A 17,630-nucleotide genomic window follows, 5' to 3' on the forward strand; every position below is an offset into this window, starting at 1 on the left:
CGGCTTCGGTCTAGCCAAATGGGCGGCTCCGGCCGCCCATTTTCGTTAAGGGCACGCCCCGTCCGCCATGGACGCCCCGCGCTCCAGCGCCTACATCGAAGGCGAAATAGCGAAAGGACGATCATGGGTCAGCTCAATGCCGGCATCGTGCCGGTCACACCCTTCCAGCAGAACTGCACCATCCTGTTCGACATGGACGACAAGAGCGGCGTCGTCGTCGACCCGGGCGGCGATATCGACAAGGTGCTCCAGGCGCTAAAGGACAACGCGATCCGCGCGGGTGCGATCTGGATCACGCATGGGCATATCGATCATGCCGGCGGCGCGATGGAACTGAAGGAAGCGCTCGGCATCGACATCATCGGCCCGCATGTGGCCGACAAGCCGCTGCTCGAAAATCTGGAGAACCAGGCCAAGCGTTTCGGCCTCACGGATTCGGTGCGTAACTGCGTGCCGGACCGCTTCCTGACCGAAGGCGAGACCGTGTCGTTCGGAGGGCACGAGTTCGAGGTGTTGCACTGTCCCGGGCATGCGCCTGGCCATGTCGTTTATTACAACCGCGCCGCGAAGTTCGCCCATGTCGGTGATGTGCTGTTCCGGGGCTCGGTCGGCCGCACTGACCTGCCAGGTGGCGATCACGCTACTTTGATCGCCTCGATCAAGGAAAAGCTTCTGCCGCTCGGTGACGATATCGGTTTCATCTGCGGCCACGGCCCGGGCGGCCGCTTCGGCGAGGAGCGCCGAACCAATCCTTTCCTGGTCTGATCCAGCCTATCCGCAAAAAAGAAAAGCGCCGCTGGTCGGCGGCGCTTTGCTGAGGACAGGGAACCCTGGAGGTAGTTAGTTGGCGACGCAGAAATGCTGCTGGCCGTCATTGCCGGTGAAGGTGCCAGTGCGGGAATTGAAGGTGCGGTAACGGTCCGAGCAATACTCGTACCAGCCACGGGTCCAAGGCTCGGCATAGCGGTCGGCATAGACGACACGCGGCTCCACATAGTAGCGCCGAACGGGCCTGTCGACGTAATAGCCGTCATCGTAGGCCGGATCGTAGTATCTCGGCCCGGGGTTGCTGAGCGCACTGCCGATCAGGGCGCCCGCGGCAAGGCCGACCACGCCCGCGGCGAGAGCGTCGCCACCACCGCCGCGATGGCGCCAGCGCCAGTCATCGGCGTTGGCCGCGGAGAAGGTGGCCAAAGTGGTCGCGGCGATGCCCGCGGTCAGAATGGCGGTCTTGAGAATTCGGTTCATTTTCGGTCTCCTTCGCGCCGGCCCGTGTATTTTCGGGGATGCGGGCCGGCTTTAGCAAAGATTAATAGAAGACCGTGGCTGAACGGAGGCTGAACGAATTTGGCCGAACAGCTGGACGGCCTGGGCACGACCATATTCCCGGCGGGAGCGGCCCCGCCTTACGCAAACTCCGTCGATCTGTCCTGGCCGGCTCAGCCGATCGACAGATTGACGGCCTTCGGACCCTTGCCGCGCTTGTCCGGCTCGGTGTCGAATGTCACTTTCTGCCCATCCTCAAGACCGGGAAGGCCCGACGCCTGCACGGCCGAAATGTGGACGAAGACATCCTTCGCGCCATCATCCGGCGTGATGAAGCCGAAGCCTTTGGCATGGTTGAAGAATTTGACGGTGCCGGTCTGCGGCATGGGAAACTCCCTTTAATCCCATAAGTCCAGTCTCGGGCCGGCAAACTGCCCGAGAGGAAATTTGTCCTTTATTTTAGCGCCATCGGCAAGAAAAAGTTTTTGGCCGTCCGTCGGGCCATTTCCAACATGAAAAAGGCGCGACGGTTGCCGTCGCGCCTTTGAATTTTCAGGGCTGCTTCGAAGCCGGTTCATGATCCGGCCTGGCCATTTCATCCGTGGATGGCGGATGGCGCCTGCCGATCAGGCCGCGCGAAGGTTGACCGCCTTCGGGCCTTTGCCCATGCGGTCCGGCTCGACGTCGAACGTGACCTTCTGGCCGTCGACGAGCGTGCGCAAGCCGGAAGCCTCGATTGCGGAGATGTGAACGAACACGTCCTTCGCGCCGCCATCAGGCGTGATGAAGCCGAAGCCTTTGGTGGCGTTGAAGAACTTTACGGTGCCGGTCTGGGCCATTGGGGGAAACTCCTTCACCCGTATCAGTCTTGTGGTTTGCCCTCTGCCTGGCGCCTTGGGCAAGTTCCGGTGGTTGCTTCGGCAGTCATGCATTTGCGCACGGTCAAACCCCCCGCCGAATAACGGGGCCGTCAGAGATTCACACTATCGGGGAAAGGTCGTCCAAAACGTTCCGCTCTCCGGGTCGCAAATGCCCGAACGCGAAATTTATTACACGGAAACGTGATGGTTGCAAGACTGCGACCGCGGGCGGGATATGGTTCGCCCAACGCAGCGCCTCGATAGACCCGGCGCTACCACAGGTCATCGGCCAGAAACGGACCAGGCATAGGCCAGCGCAAATCTCCACGGCGCGGGCTCTCGATTGGACCGATCTGCAAACCAGGGTTGCATTGGCAGCCGGAATCGTGAGGATCGATTGGATCGGCCAGCCGCGGCGGCCGAAAGGGGTGAGGAGGCAAAGATGCGGGTTCTGGCGGCAATCGTCTCGTTGAAAGGTTTGGCCGTGATGCTGCTGTCGGCGCTGCTGTCGGCGCTGCTGGCTGCTTGCACCGTCGTGGTCGACGACGGACCGCGTCCATTGCCGCCAAGGCCGCATCCGCAAATTTGCACCGCGCAGTACCTGCCGGTCTGCGCGCGCCGCGGCGGCGACCGCCAGACATTCGCCAATGCCTGTCTCGCCGACAGGGCAGGCTACCGGATCGTGCGCGACGGTCCATGCCGCGACGGCGGTGGCGGAGGCGGCGAACAGACTTTCTGCACGCGCGAATACGCGCCGGTCTGCGCCAGGCGTCATGGCGAAGTGCGCACGTTCCCGAACGCCTGCGAAGCCCGCGCCGCCGACTATCGCATCCTCGGCGACGGGCCCTGTTGAATAGGCAAGCCGCCTCGCCCTCATCAGTACGGGCGGATGCAACGCCGGATCATCTTGAATTTCAAGCCCGCATGGCTTAGGTCCGGCGGACCAACAAACACGGCAGGTTTCCCATTAACCGAGATCAGAGAAGAGCGGCAAACGCGGGCGGCAAGCCAAATTCGGCCAGCCCGCTCGATCCTTATGTGCACAAGGCGCTGCAACTGCACCAGGCCGGGCGCCGCCAGGAGGCCGAGGGGCTATACCGGCAGGTATTGGAGCGGCAGCCGAACCATGCCGGAGCGCTCCATTTCCTTGGGCTTTTGCTGCATCAGACCGGCCGAAGCGACGAGGGGCTCGGCCTCATCGAGCAGTCGGTCACGCTGCAGCCCGAGAATGCCGACTTTCTCAACAATATGGGCACGGTCATGCGCGACCTTGGACGTGTCCCGGCTGCCGTTGATTTCTTCCGTGGCGCGGTGGACATCCGGCCGGATCAGCTCGCTGCGCGCGACAATCTCGGATCGTCGCTGATGCAATTGGGCCAGTTGGAGGCTGCCGAGGAGATCTACCGCGGCACGATCGGCCGCAACCCGTTCCACGCCCGCGCCCGCATCGGCCTTGCCGAGACGTTGCAGGAAGCCGGCAGATTGGACGATGCCATTGCCGTGTTCCGCGAAGCGCTGTCGATCCGGCCGAAAGACGCAGAGCTTCTCTACGGGCTGGGCGTTGCCATGATGGAGAAGGGCAAGCTCGACGAGGCCACGGATCTCGCCCGGCAGGCGCTTGCGGCGGCTCCCGGCATGGCGAGGGCCTGGCTGCTCTTGACGCAGGTCAAGCGCCAGACCGAACGCGACGCCGAACTGTCCGGAATGGAAGCCGAGCATGCAAAGGCGCCGCAGGGCAGCCTCGCGCGCATGCAGCTCTCCTTCGGCCTCGGCAAGGTCAATGACGACCTCAAGGATTACGGTCGCGCCTTCGACTATTTCGCCGAGGGCAATGCCATCCGCCGGCAGGCCATCGCCTACGATCCCGTGAGGACGCGCGACGAGTTCGAGGCGATGAAGTCGGCCTTCGACAGGGACTTCTTCGACAAGCATCAGCCGAGCGGCATTTCGGACGATGCCCCGATCTTCGTCGTCGGCATGCCGCGTTCCGGCACGACGCTGGTCGAGCAGATCATCGCCAGCCATCCGCAGGTTTTCGGCGCAGGCGAGCTCAACATCCTGAAGACGGCGGTCGGCAAGCAGTTTCCGATGAGCATGCCGGGCGGCTTTCCCGGCGGGATAGCCGAGATGCCGGACAAGGCCTTTGCCGATGCCGGCCAGGCCTATCTCGACATGCTGCACGCCCGCTACCCTGGCTTCCGTCATGTCACCGACAAGATGCCAGGCAACTTCCTGCTGGTCGGCTTCATCCACATGATGCTGCCGAAGGCCAAGATCGTCCATTGCGCGCGCGATGCCGCGGCAACCTGCCTGTCGATCTTCAAGGTGCATTTCCGCGGCGACAGCCACCGCTACGGCTATGACCTCGGCGAGCTCGCCGATTTCCACAACCTCTACACCGACATCATGGCGCACTGGCACAAGGTGCTGCCGGGCGTCGTGCATGATGTGCGCTACGAGGATTTCGTCGCCGACCAGGAAGGGCAGACAAGGGCGCTGATGGCGCATCTCGGCCTGCCGTGGGACGAGAAGGTGCTGTCGTTCCACGAAACCGATCGGCCGGTGCGCACAGCGTCGGCGGCGCAGGTGCGCCAGCCGATGTATCAGGGCTCGGTCGATCTGTGGAAGCGTTACGGCGAGAAGCTGAAGCCGTTGCTCGACAAACTGGGCTGAGCTCTGGCGACTACAGCTCCACGAACGGCTGGAAGCCGCCGAAGATCATGCGCTTGCCGTCGAAGGGCATGGCAGACCAGTCCATCTTGAGACGCTCATCGGCCATCACCTTGGCCATGGCGGCGTCGCGCTTCTGTTTGGACTCGTAGACGACCCAGGCAAAGATCACGATCTCATCGTCCTTGGCCTGCACGGCGCGCGGGAATGAGGTCAACTCGCCGTAAGGCACGTCGTCGCCGATGCATTCCACATAGGCGAGCGCGCCGTGTTCCTTCCAAATGGGGCCGGCGGTATTGGCCAGCTTCTTGTAGTCATCGAGCCGGGCCTTGGGCACGGCCAGAACGAAACCATCGACATAGGACATGATGAACTCCTTCGCTGAAAAACGAGCGCCGGGTCGGCGGGGATACGACCCGGCGCGGTGAGCGCATCGGCCCAGCCATAGGCGGGCGACGCGTGCTCGCTAGGAAGCCTACTTCACCGGCGCATTCATCGCCCAAGCGACGCCGAAGGGATCCTTCACCTGGCCCCAGCGGTCGCCCCAGAACATCACCTGGAGCGGCGTGACGATCTCGCAGCCGGCGTCGACCGCGCGCTTCCACCAGGCCTCGATATCGTCGCTGCCGAGATGGAGCTGCAGCGTGTAGCCCTGCGCTGCCTGGTGCGGATGGCCATGCTCGGGATAGGCGTCGCCAAGCATCAGCGTCGAGCCATTGATGTAGAGATGGATGTGCATGGTCCGGCCCTTGTCGTCGGGCGGATAGGCAAAGACTTCCTCCGCCCCGAAAGCCTTCTTGTAGAATTCGGCGGCCTTGGTGGCGCCGTCGACCTGCAGGTAAGGAGTCAATCCGCCAAGCACCTGTGCCCGGGGTGGGGTCTGGTCAGTCATATCCGTGGTCCTCTTTTTCGATTTGGTGGCCTTACGACCTTAGGACGGACGAGGCCGGGACGATCCTACACGGCCCACGAATTTTTTTGTACGGCCACGCCTCGATCGGTTGGGCGACGGATTAGGGCGCATGGGCCCTTTTTCATATGACCCTGGCCGAGAAGATGGCCGAGCGCCGGCCGTTCCGGGTGTCGAAAATTTCTGGAAAGCCGATGTCCTTGCACAATTCCGTAGGCAGCGAAAGCAGGATGCGCTCGCCGCGGCGGCGGGCGCGGGCCTCAGCATAGCGGCTCGCCAGATCGCCGATAGGTGACAGTATCGACATGACGCGTTCTCCCTGATTGGTGCCGGCATCATCGTGTCGGCATCCCAAGGACGGGGCTGTGATCGGCGATCCGACAGGCCGCCTGAGTCTTTTTGTGCCCGGCCAACTCCGGACAGCAACCTTGCGGTCCTCAACCGGTCACATCGGCAACGGAGCGAAAGAACTCCTCCGGGCTGTCGACTTCGGTCAGCCGCCGCTTCTCGATCAGCCAGAAGCGATTGCCGACGGCGCGGATGAAGGAACGGTCGTGCGAGGCGAGCAGGCAGCTTGCCTCGTGCTTCAGCAATTCGGCCTCCAGCGCTTCCTGGCCGTCGATATCGAGGTGGTTGGTCGGCTCGTCGAGCAAATAGAAGTTGGGGTGGATGAGCCTCAGCACCAGCATCATCAGCCTTGACTTCTGCCCGCCGGACAATGCGCCGATCTTTCTTTCCTGCATCTCGATGGCGACGCCGGCTCCGGCGAGCAACGAACGAGCGCGCTGCTCGCCGACTTCGAACCGGCGCGAGACCATCGCCAGCGGGGTGTCGTCGCTGCTGATGCCCGAGAGCGCCTGGTCGCTGTAGCCGAGCACGGTGGACGGCGTCACCTTGACGTTCGGCACTGAGCCGGGTTCGGCAACGGCGTTGCGGATCATGGCAATGAAGCGCGACTTGCCGACGCCGTTGCGGCCGAGCAGAACGATGCGGTCGCCCTGGCAGATGTGGCGCTTGCCGGTCCTGAACAACAGGGTGCCGTCGGGCGTCTCCACCGCCGCGTCTTCCAGCGTGATCAGAACCTTGGCATGGGTGCCGCGATTGGCGAGCTTGATGGCGCCGGCCGATCGCTCCCGATGCGCCGCCACCGCCGCGTCTTCCAGCTTGTCCGCCCGCTCCTTGAGTTGCTTGGTCTTGACGGTGAGCAAATCGCTGCCGGAATTGATACCGACGTTGTTGAGCTTGGCGGCCTGCTTGCGCAGTTGCTGGGCGATCTTCATGTCGCGCTCGAATTTGCGAGCCGTCGAGGCGTCCAGTTCGTCAAGGGTTTGCCTGGCGCGCGAATAGGGCAGCGCGAACACCGGCGATTCCTCCGGGCGCAGGAACAGCGTGCGGTTGGTGGTTGCGTCGAGAAAAGCGCGGTCGTGGCTGGCGATGATCACCGGCACCTCTCGCGGCAAGGCGTCGAGCCAGGTTTCCAAGAGGCTGATCTTGGCCAGGTCGAGATGGTTGGTAGACTCGTCAAGCAGGAGCACATCCGGATCGGTGACCCAGACGCGGGCAATCAGTGCCAGCCGCTGCCAGCCGCCGCTGAGCGCGCGCATCGGGCGCGCGCGCATGTCCTCGGGCACGTCAAGCGAATCCAGCACCAAGTCGACGCGCCAGAGCTCGCTGTCGTTCTGTTCGGGCGGCAAGGCATCAGCAACGACTTGATGGAAGCTGTGGTCGAGCAGCGCCTTGGGAACGGATTGCTCGGCATGGCCGACGCGAAGGCCGCGCGAGCGGGTAATGTCGCCTGCGGTGGCTTCAAATTCGCCGGCAAGGCATCTCAGCAAGGTGGATTTGCCACGGCCGTTGGCCGCGACGATGCCCAGCCGGTCGCCGGCAGCGATGGTGAGGTCGAGATTGGAGAAGAGCGGCGCACTCATGGTGACGCCGAGGGATTTGAGGCTGATCAAGGCCATGTCGATTTCTCTGGTCTTTGCCGACTTCTTTGTTGGAGCATGATCTTCCCGAAAACCGGTTCCCACTTTTCGGGATCATGCTCTTTCGGCTCAATGCACTTTGACCGCGCGCCGGCCGGCCATCAGGCCAAGCTCAGCGGCACCACGAAGGGCGGACCAAAAATCGAAGCGGGAAAAACCCGGACCGTCCCGGTCAGCCCTGCAAGCAAGCTCGCAGGGCGCAAATCGGGCCACGCTGACGATGGTGGTTGTAGTTCACGCAGCCCTCCTTTCCAGAGTTCGAGACTAGAGATTGGGTACGCCGGGGAGGGATTGGTGGCAAGGGGCGGCAGGCTTCAGGTCAGACGGACCTCAAATGGCCGCCGTTCACTGCATATTCCTCATTCAAGTCGAGCAAGAAGTGGCCGAACACCAAGCTTTTGCTGAGATCGACGACTATGACCAGAAAGGTATTGAAGCGACCGGTGCCGATCAGAACATGATCGAACCGCCTAGGCGCGTCCCGATAGACATAGTGGACGTCGTTCAAATAGGGCAGGCCGATTTCGTCCAAGTCCAGCGACTCGACATATGGCCATATGTCGACGGCTGCCTCCGCTGTCGTAGTAACGTCCTGCATAGGCTCTGCAAAACAGGCCTTGAATTCGTCTTCCTGAAGTCTGCGAACAACGACCATCGGGCCAGTCTAGATGTCGTTCGAACAGATCCGCAACCGGGCTACTGCCCCGGCCGCCCGGTCTTGCCTGGCCGGCGCTTCTGGCGGCGCTCGTCGCCAGGGTCTTCGTAGGAGCCGATGCCGGCGCGCTGGCGGACAATGGGTTTGTCGTCGCGTTCCTTCGCGCCCCCCTCTGCCCTGCCTGGCATCTCCCCCACAGGGGGGGAGATCGGCTGGGGCTTGGTTGGCTTCTTTCCTTCAACCGGCTTTTCCGTCCTGCGCACCGTCATCTCATCCAGCGAGTTCTTCTTGAACAGCGGCTTGGTGCGGTCACCCGGAATGCCGAAGTCCGAACCATGCGCTTCGGAGGCCGACTGTTTCTTGAACAGCGAGCGCGAGACGGCGCCGGCAGGGGTCGTCATATCGGTGCCTGGCCCCATGTCGTCGATCGACGGTTTTGCGAACAGCGGCTTCTTCGCCGGCACGGCGCCATCGGCTCCCATCTCGTCGAGATGAGGCTTGCGGAACATGTTGGGACGGGCAGCCTTTGCCGCCTCTTCGGCGGCCCGCGCTTCGTCGAGCTTGCGGAAACGCTCCTGTTCCTCGGCCGTACGATGCTTGGCTACGCCCTTGTTGTGCTTGCCCTTTTCGCGGCCTGAAGCAGGGCTTTGGCCCTCCACCTCGCGCGCCAGCGGGTCATCGGAGATGGCAAGCTCCATCTCGCGCAGGCGTTTGATCTCGTCGCGGACGCGGGCCGCCTTCTCGAAGTCGAGATTGGCGGCGGCATCGCGCATCTGCTTGTCGAGCGCCTCGAGATGGGTTTTCAGATTGTTGCCGATCATCGCGCCGGCATCATCGGTGAACTGCGAGATGTCGGCCCGCACGTGATCCTTCTCGTAGACCGAATCCAGGATGTCGGCGATGCGCGACTTGACCGATTCCGGCGTGATGCCGTTGGCGGCGTTCCATTCCATCTGCTTCTCGCGGCGACGGTTGGTTTCCGCCATTGCCCGTTCCATCGAACCGGTGATCTGGTCGGCGTAGAGGATGACCTTGCCATCAACGTTGCGAGCGGCGCGGCCGATGGTCTGGATCAGCGAGGTTTCCGAACGCAGGAACCCTTCCTTGTCGGCGTCGAGAATGGCAACGAAGCCGCACTCCGGAATGTCCAGGCCTTCGCGCAGCAGGTTGATGCCCACCAGCACGTCGAAGGCGCCGAGGCGCAGGTCGCGCAGGATCTCGATGCGCTCCAGCGTGTCGATGTCGGAATGCATGTAGCGGACGCGGACGCCATTTTCGTGCAGATACTCGGTCAGGTCCTCGGCCATGCGCTTGGTGAGAACCGTCACGAGCGTGCGGTAACCCATACGGGTGGTTTCGCGAATCTCGCCGACGACGTCATCGACCTGGCTCTTGGCTGGACGCACCTCGACCGGCGGGTCTATCAGCCCGGTCGGGCGGATGACCTGCTCGGCGAAGACGCCGCCGGACTGTTCAAGCTCCCAGCCGCCAGGCGTCGCCGACACGGCGACCGAAAGCGGGCGCATGGCGTCCCATTCCTCGAAGCGCAGCGGCCGGTTGTCCATGCAGGAGGGCAGGCGGAAGCCGTACTCGGCGAGCGTCGCCTTGCGGCGGAAGTCGCCGCGATACATGCCGCCGATCTGCGGCACGGTGACATGGCTTTCGTCGATGAAGATCAGCGCGTTGTCGGGCACATATTCGAACAAGGTCGGCGGCGGATCGCCGGGCTGGCGGCCGGTGAGGTAGCGCGAATAGTTCTCGATGCCGGCGCAGGAGCCGGTCGCCTCCAGCATCTCGAGATCGAAGCGGGTGCGCTGTTCCAGGCGCTGCGCCTCCAGCAGGCGGCCAGCTCTTTCAAGCTCTTGCAGGCGGTGCTTGAGCTCCTCCTTGATCGACTTGATGGCCTGATTCAAGGTCGGCCGTGGCGTCACATAGTGCGAGTTGGCGTAAATCTTGACGCTCTTCAGCTCGCCGGTCTTCTGGCCGGTCAGCGGATCGAACTCGGTGATCGACTCGATCTCGTCGCCGAACATCGAGACACGCCATGCGCGGTCCTCGAGGTGAGCCGGGAAAATCTCGATGGTGTCACCGCGCACGCGGAAGGAGCCGCGCACGAAATTGATGTCCTGGCGCTTGTATTGCTGGGCGACGAGGTCGGCGAGCAAGGCGCGCTGGTCGAGCCGGTCGCCGACCTGCATCTGGAAGGTCATCGCCGTGTAGGTTTCGACCGAGCCGATACCGTAGATGCAGGACACCGAAGCGACGATGATGACGTCGTCGCGCTCCAGCAGCGAGCGCGTCGCCGAATGGCGCATGCGGTCGATCTGCTCGTTGATCGAGGATTCCTTCTCGATATAGGTGTCGGTGCGCGGAACGTAGGCCTCGGGCTGGTAGTAGTCGTAGTAGGAGACGAAATACTCGACCGCGTTTTCGGGGAAGAACTTCTTGAATTCGGCGTAGAGCTGCGCGGCCAATGTCTTGTTGGGCGCCAGGATCAGGGCAGGGCGCTGCGTCTCCTCGATCACCTTGGCCATGGTGAAGGTCTTGCCCGAGCCGGTGACGCCAAGCAGCACCTGCGTGCGGTCGTTCTGGTCAACGCCCTCGACAAGGTCCTTGATTGCTGTCGGCTGGTCGCCGGCGGGCTGGAAATCCGACACCATCTTGATGGCGATGCCGCCTTCCGACTTCTCGGGGCGGGCCGGGCGGTGCGGCGTCCAGAGCTGGCCGTCCTTGTGCAGCGGATTGCCGGATTCTATCAGCGCCGACAGCGCCGCAACTGTGGCGGTCACGCCGCTCGACGAGACCGACTCGGCATCCTCCAAGCTGATGTCCAGGCCGGCCACCGGATTGAGGCCAGCGGCCGCGCGTTCCTTCGCCGAGGCCGCGCCGCCCATCGAGGTGCCGCGCGCCGTGCGTCCCGGCGCGGACGAGCGTTCGGGAATCTTCTTGGGGGCTTTCGCCTTCGGCTGCTTTTCCGCCTCGCGTTCGATCTGCCCCGCCCAATCCGAGATAGAGCCGGTCAGCGGGGCGCCTTCGAAGTCGGCCTGCGGCGCTTCGGAAAAGCCGCCGCGTTCCAAGGGCTCGGCGGCGTCAAGGAAATCGGTCAGCGGGCTGCGCCGCTTCGGCGCGCCATCTTTCGCCGGCGAGGGCGTCTTCTTGTCGGGGAGTTTGGCCATGGCCCGAATATGGGAGGACTCGGCTGAAATGGAAAGAGCGGAGTGAAGGGGTGCCCACCGCTCGCAGCTGCTGCTGACAGAAGGCTGTCAGGAGCAACGTCAGGTCCAGGTCTCACTGCGGCAGGGCGCCGTCGATTTCCGCGTTTGCCGCCTCCGCCAGTTGCGCGGCGATTGCAGTCGCGCGGCGGGCTTTTGGGCCATGCACCGGCCAGATCAGGCGGCGCCTGATTGTGAGGGCCGGCACATCGCGAGCGATCTCCACGAGATGGCCGGGTTCCAGATGCCGTTTCAGCACCAGTTCGCTGGCCAGCAGCGCCCCAAGTCCGGCAATCGCCGCCTGCGCCGCCACGATGGTCAAGGCGAAGCGCGGTCCCGTATCGAGGCCCTTGCGTTGCCTGCCGGCCGCGGCGAACCAGTCGCGCCACACCGGATAGACATCGTCGCCCATGGTCGGGTCGATGTGCAGCAGGGGCAGGGTGTCGAGGGTTTCAGCGGCGTCCGGCGAGGGGCGTTTCCGGACGAGAGCCGGGGCACAGGCAGGGATCACGCGCTCGGTAAACAGGTCGATCGAGGCGAGGTCCTTCGCCGAACTGTTGCGGTAGCTGATGGCGAGGTCAATACCTTCCTCCAGCATCGAATCCGGCGCGACGGAGGCGACGATCCGGACATCGAGCCGGCCAAGAACTTTACGCATCCGGTCAAGGCGCGGTGCGAGCCAGAGCGAGGCGAAGGAAGGATCGGCCGAGATGGTGAAAGTCTCGGCGCGGCGTTCGAACCGCAGCCGGCGTAGGCCGGAGCCCAGCGCGTCGAAGCCGCGATCGATGTCGGGCAGCGCCGCCTCGGCGGCGCGCGTCAGCACGATGCCGTTGCCCTCGCGCCGTATGAGCTTCACGCCCAACCGCTCCTCCAGTTGCCGCAATTGATGGCTGACGGCGCCCGCGGTGACACCGAGTTCCTCGGCCGCGCGTGTCAGGCTGCCGGTGCGCGCCGCGGCGGCGAGTGCCCGGAGCGCCGACAGGGGGAGATCGCGAAGCATGGTCATGATTTGAGAATAACTCAAAACCTGTCGAAGCAAACTCGTTTGAATGTATGGCCATGTGGGCTCAAGCTTTGTTGAAGGAAACTCAATCGGAAAAACCAACGCCATGCTCCACACCTCAAAACATCCGACGGTAGTCGATCACTCTCCCGCCAAGCCGCGATCGGTGCGCAACGAGGGAACGCGCGTCGCCATCGAATTCGACGACGGCAAGACTGGCCGGCTGTCGATGCGCTGGCTGCGGCTCGCCTGCGAATGCGAGGCTTGCGGCGATACCGCCTCCGGCAAGCGCTGGCTGACGCCGGCCGACGTTCCGGCCGACATCCGCGCGGCCTCGATCGAAATTTCGTCCGGTGGCGAGACGAGCGTTGCCTGGCAGGACGGTCACGTCTCGCGTTTCACGGCCGGCTTTCTGGCGGCCCATGTCGGGTCGGGTGGTGACGCCGATGCAAGGCGCTTCAGCCCTGTGCTTTGGAGCGACGATCTCACCGAAGAGCTCGGCCGCTTTGTTTTCGATGCCGTGGTCGAGGATGACGAGACGCTTTTCCGGTCGCTGCGGGCGTTGCGCGACCATGGCATCGCCATGCTGACCGGCGTTCCGGCTGAGCCGGAGGCCACGCTTCGCGTCGCCGGCCGCTATGGTCCCGTACGTGAGACGAGCTACGGCAAAGTCTTCGATCTGATCTCGCGTCCCGAGGCCAGGGTGGCGGGGGAAACGGCGCGGGCGCAGATACCGCACACCGACGAACCGTTCCGTTATTCGCCGCCCGGCTTCATCTTCTTCCACGCCATCCGGACGGGCGCGGGCAGCGACGGCACGTCACTGATGGTCGACGGCTTCCACGTCGCCACGCTGATGCGCAGGGATAAGCCCGAACTGTTCGACCTGCTCACCCGCCACGGCGTGACCTTCCACCGCGAGCATGCCGGCGAGGTGTTTTTCAGCGCCGAGGCGCATGTGATCAGCCTCGACGCGAGCGGCGCAGTCACCGGCATCCGCTACAATGATCGCTGCCTGGCGCCGCAAATCGCCATCATCGATGAGATCGACGGGCTGATCGAAGCGTTGGCCGAACTGACGCGGCTGATCTGTGACCCGGCAAACCAGTTCCGGCATCAACTGCAGCCCGGCGAGGTCTTGGTCTTCGACAACCAGCGTGTGCTGCACGGGCGCACCGCCTTCGATCCGACGCTGGCCGTTCGCCACCTCAGAAGCTGCAATCTCGACCGCGACGGTGTCCATAGCGCGTTCCGCGCTTTGGCGCGGCGCTTTGCGCCAGATGAAGCGGAGACGGTGCTTTATCAGGGGGCGATCCTTTAAAGGATTATGCTCTTCGCGCCGCGAGCCGGATCGTCTAGCGTGCCGCCGATTTTCATGGGCAGGCCGCGTGTCGAACTATCCGCTTTCTTACAAACTATCGTGGCTGCCGCACTTCCTGAGCCCTTCGCTCGGTGGTGACCGGAGCGGCTTCGCTCCCACAGCGGCAATGCTGATGGATCCGCCACCGGCGCGGACGGCGCGGCTTGCCTTCATCGGCGATATTTCGGCGGTGGCCAATCGCGATGCGCCGGAATGCGATCCGGCGATCACGGCTTTGCTCGCCTCCGCCGATCTCGTGATCGGCAATTGCGAAAGCCCTATCGTCGAGCGGCCGCGCGCGGTGCTGGGCACATGGTTCGGCACGCATCACGCAATGACCGAGCGCTTTCTCGCCGACGCGCTTGCCGCCGTCGGGATTTCCCGCGAGAAGCTCGTGCTGTCGCTGGCCAACAATCATGTGCTCGACCAGGGCGTTGCCGGCTTCGAGGAAACGGTCGGCGCCCTGCGGCGGCTCGGCATACGCACTATTGGCACGGTGGCTGGCGGGCCTGTGCAACAAAATAAAGCCGGGCCGCTATCCATCGGCTTTGCGGCCTTCACGCTCTGGCGCAATGCCACAGCGGCAGCTTTCGAAGAGCGCATCTCCATGCTCGGCGATCCGACGCGATGGCCCGAGGAAGCGAACGCCGGCGCGGATTTGCTCTGCGCGATGCCGCATTGGGATTGGGAATTCCGGCATTTCCCTAGACCGGCGACGCGGGCGCTTGCAGGTAGGCTGGCAGGCCACGGCGTCCGCCTGATCGTCGGCCATCACGCCCATGTCGTGCAGCCGGTCGAACGGATCGACGACAGTCTCGTCGCCTATGGGCTGGGCGATTTTCTCGGCACGGCCTTGGCCTGGCAGCCTTGGCCCGGCAGAATCGGCTCCATCCTCGTCGTCGATGTCAGCGCCGACGCCGCGACGCGCGGCATGATTGCGGCTTACCGGCTGCATTTCTTCATGCGCCTCGCCAGTGGCGACCATGAGCGTTTGATGCCCATGGAGGCGCTGGACGGAGCGGTGAAAGGGCGGGTCGCGGCGCGGCTGGGTGAAATCTTTCCGGGTAGGTCGATCGAAGGCGGAGATGCGTGACGTTCAGCAATCGAAGCCGTATTTGGCGCGGACGTAATCCGCCTCGTCCTTCGGCATCCGCTTGAACATCACACAGACGGTGTAGCTGCCGACCTGACGCCCGTCGCGCGTGTACCCCCAGTCGGAGATGTCGTCCCTGGTGAATTCGATGTTCTGGCCGAGCACCACGTTGTGCACTTCGGCCGGCTGGTTCGACAAGATCCCGACGAACCCCGTATCGGTGCGGCGGAAAGGCACGACCCAGAAATGTTCCGTGACGTTGCCGTCCTTGACCTTGACCTTCAGTTTGAAGCGCGAGGTGCCGGATGGCGGGGTATCGGCGAGAGCCAGAAATTCATCCAGACCGGCAAGCGCAGTCTCCGTCGCGGCGGTCATTTCTGGATCGCCTGGGGCAACGATGATCACGTGGTCGTTGCTTGGTTCAGTGGCCTGCGCTCCCGCCGCCTGCGTGGCCAGGGTGAGCAAAAGGCACAGCGCAATGCGAATGGTGAACGTCATGAAGCCCCCCGACTTCCGGATAGACTTATCATCTTCCCGCATCGGGCGGGCAATATCAATCGGGCGACGCGGGCCCTGGGCCGTATTCCTTCCCAAGCTTGGCAGGCGGGTGCTGACCCGGCAAAAGCCTTTTGCCGCGTGGCTTCGTTATCTGTCATGAGTGGATGATAACGAAGGCACCGAAGGGACTTCGGCCATGAGGAGGCCGATAGTCGAACTGTTGGGCCAAACCGCCTGAAGAGGACGACAGATGCGATTGAGACTTGCGGCGGCGGCACTCGCCACGATCATGCTTTGCGCCGGATCTGCGCGCGCCGAGGATCCGAAAGCCTTCAGGCTGACGATTGACGGCGTGGCCGTCGACATCGATCCCGGCGAAGATGTGACCATCACCTTGCCGGGCGGCAAGACGAGCAAGGCGCGGCTGGACCGCAACGACTTCGCCACCTTCTCCGGCGGGACTTTCTCCTTCGTCCACCCAAGCACCATTTCGGTCACCAAGAACGCTCTCGGGGACGGCGTCACCCAGTATCTGATGGCGTCGGCGCTCGGCACGATCGTCGTTGTGCAGGAATATGGGAAGTTGAACCCCGTATCGCTCAACCAGCTGATGCTGCAGGAGATGACGCGGGAATCGGTCCAGGCGGGCGGCAGGCTGACGCAGGAGCCGACGACGCGCAAGCTTCCCGACGGCAAGGAACTGACCGGCGTCAAGGCGACCGTGAAGACACGCACGGAGAGGGCCGATTTCGAGATCGTCGGTTTCGGTCTTCCCGATCAGGGGCTGCTGATCATCACGCGCATCGGCGACCACGACGTTGCGACCGAACAGCCGCTGATCGACAAGTTCTGGGAAACCCTGAAAGTCAAGCTTTAGGCTGTTACAGCCCACTCGGCACGAAGCCCGACAGCCAGCTAGCCGAGCGTTTGGCCATGTCCACCGTGGCGGTAGCCGCGCGGCCGAGATCGGTCTTGACCACCGCATAGCCGGCCCTGGTCCGATAGACCACGGAGCTCCCGCCGTCGACCGACCCTTCGAACGCGACCGGTCGCGCGGCTTCTGTTTCGCTGGCGGTGGCGGTCGTGCCAACCGGGACACTTGGCCGATGACCCAGTTCTGGCGGCAGGGGAGCCGCGGTTTCGACGACATGGCTTGGTGGCTTGAGGTCAGGTCCCGAGGCTTTTGCAGCGAGTTCCGAGGACGAGGCCGAACCCTTGGCGCGGCAGATGCCGGAAACCAGCGGATAGTTGAAGTTGCGCTGGTGCAGGATCTGGCTCTTCATCGCCGCTTCGCAGTCGGCGATCGTCGCCCATTTGGCGGGCGTCTCGCCAATATATTCGCAGAGCTTGGCGTCGCAGTCGCAACCGACGATGGTCATGGCGACAAGGGCGGTCTTGATCACGGTCTTGTCCCTTCGAAATTTCTCCCCACTCGGCGGGCATCAATCGCTGTCGAACAAGGCGGGATTTGGCCGCTATTATGAAATGTGCATGACGGCATGTTGCCGAAGATTGCTTGGGCAGCGACTGTGGCCAAAAAGCATCAATAATGACGCGGGAGCCGGGCCCGCAATGCCGAAGTGCCCGAGCCGTTCGAGAGGATCAAAAAGACAGTTGGCGCTGGGATTTCTCCCAGCGCCTCCCTGTCTGATCAGAGCCTGATCTCGGCAGCAACTCCCGAAAGATGTCGCGCCAGGCCGGCCTTGATTTTGACGGTCCTGCCAGTCGCCACCCGAGAGCAACGTCCGTTCCGGACCACACCGGTCTCCGCCCTCGCGGGCTTCGCTCAGCGTGCCATCGAAGGTTTCACCGCCTTCATGGCTGCATCGGTCCGCCGTCGGCGTTCGCACGCTTTCCGCGGCCCCGTAGGTCTCGGCATCCGTCCCTCCAACAGGCGAGCCTGCTCTCGTTCTGGGCCGTACGGGCCTCAGGAAATCCGCCTTGCGCTTTTGCCTTTCGGCGAGGCGTTCGGTAGCCGCCTGAGATGGGTTGAATGTACGCCGGGTAAGGGTCCTGCGGAATACAGGCACGCCTGTGGATAGCGGGATTATCGGGGACCGACGGCACAAGCCTGGGAATTTCCCGGCCAAACCCCTTAGACAGCCTGCCCGCCAAATT

At 63.5% G+C, this 17,630-nt stretch carries 18 protein-coding genes; 6 read left to right on the forward strand and 12 right to left on the reverse strand.

Annotation, left to right across the window (positions count from 1 at the left end):
- The first annotated feature begins 123 nt into the window (after window positions 1-123).
- The gene (locus Q0L57_RS01730; protein WP_296736872.1) at window positions 124-765 is read left to right on the forward strand and encodes an MBL fold metallo-hydrolase; all 642 of its coding nucleotides are present in this window, start codon (window positions 124-126) and stop codon (window positions 763-765) included.
- 75 nt (window positions 766-840) lie between these two features.
- Here Q0L57_RS01730 and Q0L57_RS01735 read toward each other — a convergent pair whose 3' ends face one another.
- From Q0L57_RS01735 to Q0L57_RS01745, 3 genes are all read right to left on the reverse strand, one after another.
- Window positions 841-1,248 carry a BA14K family protein gene (locus Q0L57_RS01735; RefSeq protein ID WP_296736874.1) on the reverse strand — a complete coding sequence of 136 codons (408 nt, stop codon included), beginning with the start codon at window positions 1,246-1,248 and terminating at the stop codon, window positions 841-843.
- Window positions 1,249-1,439: 191 nt separating this feature from the next.
- A complete protein-coding gene (locus tag Q0L57_RS01740) occupies window positions 1,440-1,652 on the reverse strand; it encodes a cold-shock protein (RefSeq protein ID WP_006202521.1) in 213 nt (70 codons plus the stop codon).
- Window positions 1,653-1,892: 240 nt separating this feature from the next.
- The gene (locus Q0L57_RS01745) at window positions 1,893-2,105 is read right to left on the reverse strand and encodes a cold-shock protein (protein ID WP_006202520.1); all 213 of its coding nucleotides are present in this window, start codon (window positions 2,103-2,105) and stop codon (window positions 1,893-1,895) included.
- 463 nt (window positions 2,106-2,568) lie between these two features.
- Here Q0L57_RS01745 and Q0L57_RS01750 point away from each other — a divergent pair, with 463 nt between their 5' ends.
- Both Q0L57_RS01750 and Q0L57_RS01755 read left to right on the forward strand, forming a co-directional pair.
- Complete coding sequence (locus Q0L57_RS01750; protein WP_296737209.1) at window positions 2,569-2,979, forward strand: Kazal-type serine protease inhibitor domain-containing protein; 411 nt, start codon at window positions 2,569-2,571, stop codon at window positions 2,977-2,979.
- 185 nt (window positions 2,980-3,164) lie between these two features.
- Window positions 3,165-4,799 (forward strand): tetratricopeptide repeat-containing sulfotransferase family protein, encoded by a 1,635-nt coding sequence (locus Q0L57_RS01755; protein ID WP_296737211.1) that lies wholly within the window; start codon window positions 3,165-3,167, stop codon window positions 4,797-4,799.
- A gap of 10 nt (window positions 4,800-4,809) precedes the next feature.
- Here Q0L57_RS01755 and Q0L57_RS01760 read toward each other — a convergent pair whose 3' ends face one another.
- The 7 genes from Q0L57_RS01760 to Q0L57_RS01790 all read right to left on the reverse strand — a co-directional run bounded on the left by Q0L57_RS01760 (window position 4,810) and on the right by Q0L57_RS01790 (window position 12,669).
- On the reverse strand, window positions 4,810-5,163 hold the full coding sequence (locus tag Q0L57_RS01760; RefSeq protein ID WP_296737214.1) for a DUF1428 family protein: 354 nt from the start codon (window positions 5,161-5,163) through the stop codon (window positions 4,810-4,812).
- Window positions 5,164-5,271: 108 nt separating this feature from the next.
- Window positions 5,272-5,688, reverse strand: coding sequence for a glyoxalase/bleomycin resistance/extradiol dioxygenase family protein (locus Q0L57_RS01765; RefSeq protein WP_296737217.1), 417 nt, complete (start codon window positions 5,686-5,688; stop codon window positions 5,272-5,274).
- A gap of 142 nt (window positions 5,689-5,830) precedes the next feature.
- A complete protein-coding gene (locus Q0L57_RS01770) occupies window positions 5,831-6,013 on the reverse strand; it encodes a hypothetical protein (protein WP_296737218.1) in 183 nt (60 codons plus the stop codon).
- 130 nt (window positions 6,014-6,143) lie between these two features.
- A complete protein-coding gene (locus Q0L57_RS01775) occupies window positions 6,144-7,670 on the reverse strand; it encodes an ABC-F family ATP-binding cassette domain-containing protein (RefSeq protein ID WP_296737220.1) in 1,527 nt (508 codons plus the stop codon).
- A gap of 340 nt (window positions 7,671-8,010) precedes the next feature.
- Complete coding sequence (locus Q0L57_RS01780) at window positions 8,011-8,346, reverse strand: hypothetical protein (RefSeq protein WP_296737222.1); 336 nt, start codon at window positions 8,344-8,346, stop codon at window positions 8,011-8,013.
- Between the two features lie 41 nt (window positions 8,347-8,387).
- A complete protein-coding gene (uvrB, locus tag Q0L57_RS01785; protein ID WP_296737224.1) occupies window positions 8,388-11,522 on the reverse strand; it encodes an excinuclease ABC subunit UvrB in 3,135 nt (1,044 codons plus the stop codon).
- Window positions 11,523-11,634: 112 nt separating this feature from the next.
- Window positions 11,635-12,669: a LysR substrate-binding domain-containing protein gene (locus Q0L57_RS01790; RefSeq protein ID WP_296737285.1), complete on the reverse strand. Its 1,035-nt coding sequence runs from the start codon at window positions 12,667-12,669 to the stop codon at window positions 11,635-11,637.
- Here Q0L57_RS01790 and Q0L57_RS01795 point away from each other — a divergent pair.
- Together Q0L57_RS01795 and Q0L57_RS01800 are read left to right on the forward strand one after the other, a co-directional pair.
- Window positions 12,668-13,882: a TauD/TfdA family dioxygenase gene (locus Q0L57_RS01795; RefSeq protein ID WP_296737226.1), complete on the forward strand. Its 1,215-nt coding sequence runs from the start codon at window positions 12,668-12,670 to the stop codon at window positions 13,880-13,882. The two genes, Q0L57_RS01790 and Q0L57_RS01795, sit on opposite strands and share 2 nt — an antisense overlap.
- Before the next feature lie 172 nt (window positions 13,883-14,054).
- Window positions 14,055-15,014 carry a CapA family protein gene (locus Q0L57_RS01800; protein ID WP_366940850.1) on the forward strand — a complete coding sequence of 320 codons (960 nt, stop codon included), beginning with the start codon at window positions 14,055-14,057 and terminating at the stop codon, window positions 15,012-15,014.
- A gap of 3 nt (window positions 15,015-15,017) precedes the next feature.
- Here the strand turns inward: Q0L57_RS01800 and Q0L57_RS01805 are convergent, their stop codons facing one another.
- Entirely contained in the window at window positions 15,018-15,512 is a 495-nt protein-coding gene (locus Q0L57_RS01805) for a DUF2314 domain-containing protein (protein ID WP_296737230.1), read from the reverse strand.
- 250 nt (window positions 15,513-15,762) lie between these two features.
- Between Q0L57_RS01805 and Q0L57_RS01810 the strand changes: the two genes are divergently transcribed.
- Window positions 15,763-16,389, forward strand: coding sequence for a hypothetical protein (locus Q0L57_RS01810; RefSeq protein WP_296737231.1), 627 nt, complete (start codon window positions 15,763-15,765; stop codon window positions 16,387-16,389).
- A gap of 4 nt (window positions 16,390-16,393) precedes the next feature.
- Here the strand turns inward: Q0L57_RS01810 and Q0L57_RS01815 are convergent, their stop codons facing one another.
- On the reverse strand, window positions 16,394-16,915 hold the full coding sequence (locus Q0L57_RS01815; RefSeq protein WP_296737233.1) for a hypothetical protein: 522 nt from the start codon (window positions 16,913-16,915) through the stop codon (window positions 16,394-16,396).
- Between the last annotated feature and the right edge of the window lie 715 nt (window positions 16,916-17,630).

The organism is Mesorhizobium sp. (assembly GCF_024509055.1).
Classification (GTDB): domain Bacteria; phylum Pseudomonadota; class Alphaproteobacteria; order Rhizobiales; family Rhizobiaceae; genus Mesorhizobium.

Excerpts from the sequence above, each read along its gene's own strand:
- Q0L57_RS01730 (WP_296736872.1), top strand. The coding sequence starts at position 124 with ATGGGTCAGCTCAATGCCGGCATCGTGCCGGTCACACCCTTCCAGCAG.
- Q0L57_RS01735 (WP_296736874.1), bottom strand. The coding sequence starts at position 1,248 with ATGAACCGAATTCTCAAGACCGCCATTCTGACCGCGGGCATCGCCGCG.
- Q0L57_RS01740 (WP_006202521.1), bottom strand. The coding sequence starts at position 1,652 with ATGCCGCAGACCGGCACCGTCAAATTCTTCAACCATGCCAAAGGCTTC.
- Q0L57_RS01745 (WP_006202520.1), bottom strand. The coding sequence starts at position 2,105 with ATGGCCCAGACCGGCACCGTAAAGTTCTTCAACGCCACCAAAGGCTTC.
- Q0L57_RS01750 (WP_296737209.1), top strand. The coding sequence starts at position 2,569 with ATGCGGGTTCTGGCGGCAATCGTCTCGTTGAAAGGTTTGGCCGTGATG.
- Q0L57_RS01760 (WP_296737214.1), bottom strand. The coding sequence starts at position 5,163 with ATGTCCTATGTCGATGGTTTCGTTCTGGCCGTGCCCAAGGCCCGGCTC.
- Q0L57_RS01765 (WP_296737217.1), bottom strand. The coding sequence starts at position 5,688 with ATGACTGACCAGACCCCACCCCGGGCACAGGTGCTTGGCGGATTGACT.
- Q0L57_RS01770 (WP_296737218.1), bottom strand. The coding sequence starts at position 6,013 with ATGTCGATACTGTCACCTATCGGCGATCTGGCGAGCCGCTATGCTGAG.
- Q0L57_RS01775 (WP_296737220.1), bottom strand. The coding sequence starts at position 7,670 with ATGGCCTTGATCAGCCTCAAATCCCTCGGCGTCACCATGAGTGCGCCG.
- Q0L57_RS01780 (WP_296737222.1), bottom strand. The coding sequence starts at position 8,346 with ATGGTCGTTGTTCGCAGACTTCAGGAAGACGAATTCAAGGCCTGTTTT.
- uvrB (WP_296737224.1), bottom strand. The coding sequence starts at position 11,522 with ATGGCCAAACTCCCCGACAAGAAGACGCCCTCGCCGGCGAAAGATGGC.
- Q0L57_RS01795 (WP_296737226.1), top strand. The coding sequence starts at position 12,668 with ATGCTCCACACCTCAAAACATCCGACGGTAGTCGATCACTCTCCCGCC.
- Q0L57_RS01790 (WP_296737285.1), bottom strand. The coding sequence starts at position 12,669 with ATGGCGTTGGTTTTTCCGATTGAGTTTCCTTCAACAAAGCTTGAGCCC.
- Q0L57_RS01800 (WP_366940850.1), top strand. The coding sequence starts at position 14,055 with ATGGATCCGCCACCGGCGCGGACGGCGCGGCTTGCCTTCATCGGCGAT.
- Q0L57_RS01805 (WP_296737230.1), bottom strand. The coding sequence starts at position 15,512 with ATGACGTTCACCATTCGCATTGCGCTGTGCCTTTTGCTCACCCTGGCC.
- Q0L57_RS01810 (WP_296737231.1), top strand. The coding sequence starts at position 15,763 with ATGCGATTGAGACTTGCGGCGGCGGCACTCGCCACGATCATGCTTTGC.